This is a genomic window from Devosia psychrophila (assembly GCF_000971275.1).
GTDB classification, from domain to species: domain Bacteria; phylum Pseudomonadota; class Alphaproteobacteria; order Rhizobiales; family Devosiaceae; genus Devosia; species Devosia psychrophila.
Window position 1 is genome coordinate 1 of the sequence record NZ_LAPV01000036.1, and the last position, 7,838, is coordinate 7,838.

A 7,838-nucleotide genomic window follows, 5' to 3' on the forward strand; every position below is an offset into this window, starting at 1 on the left:
GGCAGTGCTCATCCCATGCTCTCGGCACAGATCGGACACCCCAACCCCACCTTCGGCCTGGCGCAGGATCGCCAGGATCTGCGGTTCGCTATATCTCGTCATCTTCATCAAAATCTCCTCGTTCATATTGACGAGAAAATTCTACTTTTAAACCCGATTAATCAGAGGGGGGATTACCACGCCGCCATTCACGACCTTGGCCGTTAGGACGCCGTAGCCTGAAAGCAAACAGTAGCTACGGTTCCCAAAAGGAATAGGCCTTTCATGATATACTTCCAGATATCCTGCCTGCCCGATAGGATAAGTCCGACCGCTATAATTAGCGCTCTGACCAAAATGTCCCAAAACCGAGCCAATTCCGCCGATGAACGACGTGCCGCCTAAGATCATGGCGGCGTTTGCGTCGAGCTCATGGGCCTCGCATCGCTGTATGCCGTCAGCTGCATAAAGCCTTGCAAAGGCCATTATGCCCTCACGTGTCTCGTTAGAGAGAGAAGTGCCATCGGCTTGCTGCAAGTTAGGAAACGCAATGGTATCGCTGTAGCGCCGGAACCAGTGTGTTGTGTTCCAATTTAGTTACGTGTCACTGGTTTGGATCGCATCCGCGCTACGGTTTCACGTTCTGCGCGGCGGCAGCGCATGGGCGGCAGTCCTCGATCAAGCAGATCCATATCTTCAAGTACCATATCACCCATGCGCTTAAAGGCTTCGTCAAGCGCGCCGGCGCGATGGGCCGATCGCAGCATGCCAGGTAAAGTACGGATCAGGTGATCTGCGGCCACCGGCTCTTCGGGAAAGACATCGGTGCCGGCCCGGATGTGACCCTGTCTCACGGCGGCCATCATCGCATCGAAATCGACTACCCCGGCACGGCTCAAGAGGATGAAGCAAGCACCTGCACGCATGCGAGCAAAGCTCTCGTGACCCAGGAAACCCTGGTTCTCTGAGGTTACTGCCGCGACCACAAAGACGACGTCGGATAGACCAAGAACTTCATCAAGCGTTGCCGGAACGACTTCCTGTTCTACCAAGAGGGATGCGGGCAGCCAAGGATCAAAGACGCGGATGGTGGGACGGAAGCCGCTCAACACCTGCCGCAGCGCTTTGCCCAGCTCGCCAAAGCCCACGATGCCAACATTTGCACCAGACAGCAGCCGGGCCTGCCCGTTGCCATCCCCACCCCACGCCTCGGTGCCCTGGCGGAAGGCCAGATCGGCATTGGTAATGTCGCGCAGTAGGTCAAGCGCCAGCCCCAATCCCATCTCGGCTACCGGCAGCGCGAACACCGCCCCAGTCGTTACCACATGGATCCCGCGGGCAAAGAGCTCGGCATAGGGCATGTTGTCTAAAAGATTGCTCTCCACGTTGAAGACGCAGCGCAATTGTCCAAGCCGGGCCAGTTGCGCCGACGAGATTGGCGGCTGCCCCAAGATATACTGCGCCTGCCCAAGCACGTCGTCACCCAGTTGGGCGAATTCGGCCTCGCAGACTTCAACTATCCGGTAGCGGTCAAGTAGTTTGGCCTTCTGTTCAGGCCGGAAGATCAGATCGAGGCTGCGTGGCTCAGGTACGCTGATGACGAGAGGCTTGTTCGGGATCATGGCGCTGTCCTTCAAACTGCAACGCTGAAGTTGTGGAGATGAGCCTTGTTGAGGGATACCCCAAGACCTGGCACGGTGTCGTCAAGATCGATGAAGCCGTTCCGAGGCTGCGGATCGCCTTCGAAAAGATAATAGAACAGCTCGTTGCCCACCTCGACCTCACTGACCGGGAAGTACTCCGAAATCGGACAATTGAGGTTGGCCATTGTGAGGTGATAATTGTGCATCTGCCCTGCATGGGGCACCACCGGCACCTGGTAGGCTTCGGCCAGGGCGTTGATCTTTTGAGCCACGGTGATGCCGCCGACCCGGTTGGTGTCATACTGGATTACCGAGAGGGCACCCGCATCGAGCAGTTGCTTGAAGCCAAGGAGCGTAAACTCATGTTCCCCGCCCGAGATGGGCACGCCACTATGCTGGTTGAGATAGGCATAGCCGGCGATGTCGTCGGGCAGCACCGGCTCCTCCAGCCAGCGCGGGGAGAATTCGAGCAGCCGTGGGATCATGCGGCGGGCATATTCGAGCGTCCAGCCCATATAACACTCAATCATGATGTCGATGTCGGGACCCACCGTCTCGCGTACGGTGCGGACAAGGTCAACATTCTTGGCCATGCCGGCGGGCCCTTGCTGTGGCCCCCAACCGAGGCGCAGTTTCATCATGGTGAAGCCCTCATCGAGGTAGCCCTGCGCTTCGGCCGCCAACGTATCGAGCGGCTGGGAATAGAGCCTCGACGCATATACGGGGATCTGTTTCTTGGTGCGACCACCCAAGAGCTTGAACACCGGCACCCCCATCGCCTTGCCGTTGATGTCCCACAGGGCAATGTCGATTGCCGAGATGGCCGCCATGCCGACGCCCTTGCGACCCCAGGCCATGGTGCTGCGATACATGGTCTGAAACAGCGCCTCGACATCGAGCGGGTCACGCCCAATGACCAACGGCGCCAAGTATTGGTCGATGATCTGCTTGGCTAGCGGCGGCGCCAGGGCGCAATTGCCCAGCCCCACGATGCCATCGGTGGTTTCCACCTCGACGATCAGCCATTGGTGGAAGCGAAAGCTGCCCATCGTGTCGCTCAGGCCGCCCAGCGCGTCCATCGGATTGGTGCTCAGATTAGCCCGGGGCGTCGCGGTGGGGCCCTGCCAGGTATAGACGGATGCCTTGACGGATTTGACTTTCATGACTGAACCATTGAAGCGGTAGGGGCACTGGGCACGACAGGGCTGTTGGCTGCCGCCGAGGCATATGCGGCTTCGACCAGGGCCAGTGTCTTGAGATTGTCCGCCCCCGAAGTGGCGGGCACCCGGTTGTGGTCCAGGCAATCGAGCCAGTGGCGCTGGATGGAGACGACGCTGTCCTGGGTCGGGAGCCAGCGATCGGAGGTGGGCCCGAACCCTTCAGGCGCCACCACGCTAGTTTTCTGGCGCCCAGTGCGGTCGGTGACGACCACCAAATAGTTAGTATTGACCCGCAGCGCGGCGTCGCGCCCCTCGATCTCCACCAGCATCTGGGGAAAGACGTCGGGCTGGTGATGGCCCTGGTAGCTTCTATCGACGATGCTAACGGCGCCCGAAACATGGCGCAGCAGGACCGTCGCGGTGTCCTCACCGGCCAGACCCGGGCGGATCGACTGGGTCTGGCAATAGACGGAGGCGACTTCGCCTAAAAAGAACCGCGCCACGTCCAGCACATGAATGCCCAGGTCGAGCAGCACGAAGCGTTCCAGCTGCGCCAGATAGGGCTGGCCGGCATAGATGTCGTATCCGGTGCGGAAGGTGAAGCGAGCGAAGGTCGGCTCCCCGATGGCCCCGTCGCGCACCAAGTCGCCCGCGTGCTTGACCGCAGACTGAAAGCGGAAATTTTCGTGCACCATCAGCGGCACGCCGGCACGGTCCATCGTTTCGACCATGGCGTTGGCATCGTCCCAGCTGGTGGCTATCGGCTTTTGCACGATGGCGGGCACCCCGTGCCTGGCGCAGATGTCCACTATGGCGCGGTGCGAGGCCGGCGAGGTGGCAATATCGACGAAGTCGATGCGTTGGGTTGCCAGCAACTGGTCGAGGTCGGTGTGCACCGCCTGGATGCCGAACCGATCCGCCAGCGCCTGGGCGCGGGCTCGATCCAGATCGCAGAGAGCGACAAGCTCGACCCTGTTAGCGAGGCGCTGCCAGGCCGTCAGATGATAGGCGGAAAAAAATCCGCAGCCCACGAGGACGCATTTGCGCTTGGTCACAGCAGGGTTCCTGTCTGGGCGATGGCGCGGCGCGTAGTCTTGGGTTCGACCCGGATGCGGCGTTCGCTGAGGCGAGCGACGATGGTGGTGCGCACGCTGTCGAGCAGCACGGCGATGAAGATGATGCCGCTCACCACGATGGGGTAGATGTATGGGTTGGCATTGACCAGCACGAGCCCGTTCTGCACCGTCTGCACCAGCACCGCGCCAAACAGCGCGCCGAGCACTGTACCGCGACCGCCAAAAAGGCTGGTGCCCCCGAGCACCACCGCGGCGACAACCGCGAATTCCTTTTCCAGTCCGAAGGTGGAGGAAGCGACAGCGGTCTGGCTAAAGGATACAAAGCCTCCCAGCGCGGCCAGCGCGCCACACACGACATAAACCGTGAAGATGGTGCGCCAGACCGGCAAACCCGCCTTGATCGCGCCGGTCTGGTCGGAGCCGATGGCGAACAGATACCGACCAAAGGGGGTCATCCGCTCCACCACGAGAGCGATTGCCATCAGTACTGCCAGCGTCCAGATGACCAGCGGAACGCCCAGCACTGCCGTTTGGGCGAAGGCCAGGATCGCGTCGGAGGCAAACACCATCTTGGTTTGCGAAATGAACAGAGCCAGTCCGCGGCCGATAAAGAGCGTTGCAAGCGTGGCGACAAACGCGGGGATGCGCAGGACCACAACGAGCACGGCATTGACCGACCCAAATAGCGCGCCGATCAGCATAGAGAGTGGCAGGGCCAGCCACACCGGCAGGCCCGAAAAATACAGTCCCACGATAGCTGCCGATACATACATGCTGGCGCCCACGGACAGGTCCATGCCCGCGATCAACAGCACAAAGGTCATGCCGATGGCGATGATGGCGATATAGGAGGACTGGACGCGGATGTTGAGCAGGTTGGTAACGTCAAGGAACCGGGGCGAAGCGAAGGTCAGCGCCACGGTGATGACCACAAATATCGCGAGCGGCGTGAGGCGCAGCAGGTTGGGTACAAGGTTTCGCTGGGGGGTCATGCCGACATCCGTTGCTTGGTTTGGGCTAGGCGCAGCACGGTGGCGCGATCGAACTGTGGTGCCGCCAGTTCGCCCGCGATTTCGCCATGCGCCATAACCAGGATGCGATCGCAGGTGCCGAACAGCTCATCGAGGTCGGACGAAATGATCACGATGGCTGCGCCGCCCTCAGCCAGACTGGCAATAAGGCCATAGATCTAGCTGCGCGCGCCAATGTCGATGCCGCGCGTCGGCTCGTCGAGCAGCAGCACCCGCGGGGCGCGCATCAGCCACTTGGTAAGTACCACCTTTTGCTGGTTGCCACCTGAAAGACTCTGCACCGGCTGGCGATCAAAATTACGGGCGCGGATATGCATCGATTGCGCCATCGCCGCAGCCGCGGCGGCCAGCTTGTGGCGCGGCACAGAGGCCAGCATGCCCCCTTCCAAGTCCGCCAGCATGGCCAGTTCGGCGTTCTGCTCGATCGACTGGGACATCAGCAGCCCATCCCCTCGCCGATCTTCAGTAAGAAATGCCATGCCCGCCGACATGCAGTTGGCGGGAGTAAGGGGCGACACTGGTTTGCCGGCCACGTTGACCGTTCCCGCCGAAACCGGATCAAGGCCAAAAAGGCACCGCGCGGTTTCCGAGCGGCCTGACCCCATGAGACCGGCAATGCCCACCACTTCGCCGGTACCAACTGTAAAGCCGACGTCTCGGATCTGACCGGACCGCGTCAAGCCGTTGACTGAAAGTGCCTCGACATGGCGGGCCAAAGGAGCAGTGCGAGCGGGAAACAGCTCCTCGACGGGGCGGCCGAGCATGCCGCGGACCAAGCGCTGCACGTCCATTTCCGCGTTGGGCGCGTTGTCTACCAAAGCCCCGTCGCGCAGCACCGCGACCTTGTCGCATAAGCGCAGCACGTCTTCTAGGATGTGGCTGACATAGATCATACCGATCCCGTCGCGCCGCAGACGGTCGACCAGAGCGAACAGCCGCTCTGCCTCGCGCGAGGTCAATGACGTGGTTGGCTCGTCGAAGATCAAGAGGCGTGGGCGCTGCGCCAACGCCTTGGAGATTTCCACCAGCTGGCGTTCGCCGGGGGGCAGGAGGTTGACAGGCGTACGCGGATCGAGCTCAAGTCCCACTTCGGCCAGGATCGCAGTGGCGTCGCGCCGCATCTTTGCACCATCGATGAAGGGCAGGCCGGGCCAGCGCTTGGGGAACTGGCGGATCGCCAGATTTTCCGCGATGGAAAGGTTTGCGAAAAGATTGAGCTCTTGGTGGATAAGGCCGATGCCGGCCTCCACCGCATCCTTGGCATTGAGCGGGGCGTAGGCCGCCCCATCCACCAGCATCTCGCCGCCATCGGCGCGAAGGATGCCGCTAATCAGGTTCATGGTGGTTGATTTGCCCGAACCGTTCTCGCCCACCATCCCTACCACTTCGCCGGCATGGACAGTCAGGCTCATCTGCTTGAGCACGGTGACGCCGAAGAACTGCTTCGACACTTGGCGCAGTTCCAAAAGTGGCGGCAAAGCCTGACCGCGCTCGGTCATCGGTCGGCTCCCAACAGCAGGTAGTTCCGCAGTGCATCAAGGAGCGCAGCGAGTAGGATCAATCCTCCCTTGACGGCAAACACGACAAACTGCGACATCCCGAGCAATTGCAACCCCTTGTCGACCACCGATAGAAACAGCACGCCGAAAAAGACGCCCAAGATCTTGGCCTTGCCGCCGAAGAGGCTGACCCCGCCGATCACTGCGGCGCCGATCACATCAAGGAGCACGCGATCGGCCAAGACCGGGGTGCCAGTTTCCAGCCGTCCGGTATAGATGATTGAGGCGATGGCCGCGCAAAGCCCGCTCAGAACGAAGGCCAGCAACACTACGCGCGCCACCGGTACGCCCGAGACCTGAGCAGCGCGCGGGTTGATCCCCACCGCGTAAAGCCAGCGTCCAAGGACCGTGCGGCTGAGCAGATGATGGGCGGCCAGCGCGACTGCCGCCGCAATTAACACGGCGTAGGGCACGCCAAAGATATTGCCGCTGCCGATTGCCACAAAGCTGCGCGGCAGATTGCCGATGCTAACAGCCTCGACGTGGAGCGAGGTGTACCAGACCGCGACGCCGGACAAAAACATCTGCAGCACCAGCGTGACCATGAAGGCTGGCATGCGCAGCCGGGCGGCGCAATAGCCGTTGAGCATCCCGCAGAGGACACCGATCCCAAGGAATGCCACGAGGGCGACGGGCGTGGCCAAGGCCGAGCCCGCCAGATAGCCGCCCGAACCGGTCATGATCGAGGCGGCGACCACGCTGGCGAGGGCCGCGATCGAGGTCAACGACAGATCGATCCCGGCGATAACCATTACGAAGGATTGCCCGATAGCGAGCACTAGGAGCGGCATCATCGCGATCAGGACTTCACGGGCACTGGCCCAGCTGATGAGAGTGGGAACGAATGGCCCCAGCGCCAACGCGTAGACCACGGTCAAGGCTAGCACCAGATAGTCCGAGGTCAGCCCCCGGACAAACCAGGAGCGCGCACTGGTCCTACCCACCTGCGGGCCACTGGCCGATTGAATTTGAGCCATCGCTGCGATCCTTTAGGGGAAACAGCAGCCCGTCAGATTCGACGGGCTGCAAGGGCGGGGTTAGCCGCCGTGGGCCTCTTTCCACACAGCATAGCCCCAAGACCGGTCGCGGTCCTCTTCGAGGCGCGCTTGGGTCAGCACGAAGCCGGGGTCGAGCAGCAGCTTGTCCACCGTTTCACCGGCGCGTATCTTCTGGATGGCGCCGATCGCGAGATCGGCTTCGAAGAACAGATCCTGCACGCCGCCGACGTCCATGTAGCCGTCCAGAATCGCCTGATACTGGCCATCGTCGCCATCAAAGCCGGCGAACAGCACGTGGCCATCCTCGCTCGACTTCTTCCATTTCCCGGCCACGGTTAGGGCCTGCTTGATCTGGGGGATGAGAAAGTCTGACGAGGTGACCAGCATGTTGA

Annotated in this window: 8 protein-coding genes and 2 pseudogenes; all 10 read right to left on the minus strand. The window is 61.4% G+C overall.

Annotated features, from left to right (window positions below):
- Nucleotides 1–108: transposase (locus WH91_RS03130; RefSeq protein ID WP_144408338.1), on the minus strand; the 108-nt coding region annotated here is incomplete at its 3' end.
- Between the two features lie 95 nt (nucleotides 109–203).
- Nucleotides 204–471: pseudogene (locus tag WH91_RS25225) on the minus strand (ribose ABC transporter permease); the annotation flags it as partial.
- A 101-nt stretch (nucleotides 472–572) separates the two neighbouring features.
- Nucleotides 573–1,601, minus strand: a complete 1,029-nt coding sequence (locus tag WH91_RS03140; RefSeq protein WP_046169570.1) for a hydroxyacid dehydrogenase — start codon at nucleotides 1,599–1,601, stop codon at nucleotides 573–575.
- An 11-nt stretch (nucleotides 1,602–1,612) separates the two neighbouring features.
- On the minus strand, nucleotides 1,613–2,785 hold the full coding sequence (locus tag WH91_RS03145) for an L-rhamnonate dehydratase (RefSeq protein ID WP_046169571.1): 1,173 nt from the start codon (nucleotides 2,783–2,785) through the stop codon (nucleotides 1,613–1,615).
- Nucleotides 2,782–3,837, minus strand: coding sequence for a Gfo/Idh/MocA family protein (locus WH91_RS03150; protein ID WP_046169572.1), 1,056 nt, complete (start codon nucleotides 3,835–3,837; stop codon nucleotides 2,782–2,784). Before WH91_RS03150 ends, WH91_RS03145 begins: the two co-directional genes overlap by 4 nt.
- The gene (locus WH91_RS03155; RefSeq protein WP_052952552.1) at nucleotides 3,834–4,850 is read right to left on the minus strand and encodes an ABC transporter permease; all 1,017 of its coding nucleotides are present in this window, start codon (nucleotides 4,848–4,850) and stop codon (nucleotides 3,834–3,836) included. The genes WH91_RS03150 and WH91_RS03155 overlap by 4 nt, the downstream gene beginning before the upstream one ends.
- On the minus strand, nucleotides 4,847–5,002 hold the full coding sequence (locus tag WH91_RS24525; RefSeq protein WP_158409505.1) for a hypothetical protein: 156 nt from the start codon (nucleotides 5,000–5,002) through the stop codon (nucleotides 4,847–4,849). The genes WH91_RS03155 and WH91_RS24525 overlap by 4 nt, the downstream gene beginning before the upstream one ends.
- Nucleotides 5,003–5,047: 45 nt before the next feature.
- The gene (locus WH91_RS03160) at nucleotides 5,048–6,388 is read right to left on the minus strand and encodes a sugar ABC transporter ATP-binding protein (RefSeq protein WP_052952553.1); all 1,341 of its coding nucleotides are present in this window, start codon (nucleotides 6,386–6,388) and stop codon (nucleotides 5,048–5,050) included.
- On the minus strand, nucleotides 6,385–7,425 hold the full coding sequence (locus tag WH91_RS03165; protein WP_046169573.1) for an ABC transporter permease: 1,041 nt from the start codon (nucleotides 7,423–7,425) through the stop codon (nucleotides 6,385–6,387). Before WH91_RS03165 ends, WH91_RS03160 begins: the two co-directional genes overlap by 4 nt.
- A gap of 60 nt (nucleotides 7,426–7,485) precedes the next feature.
- Nucleotides 7,486–7,838 (minus strand): annotated as a pseudogene (locus WH91_RS24530) (hypothetical protein); the annotation flags it as partial.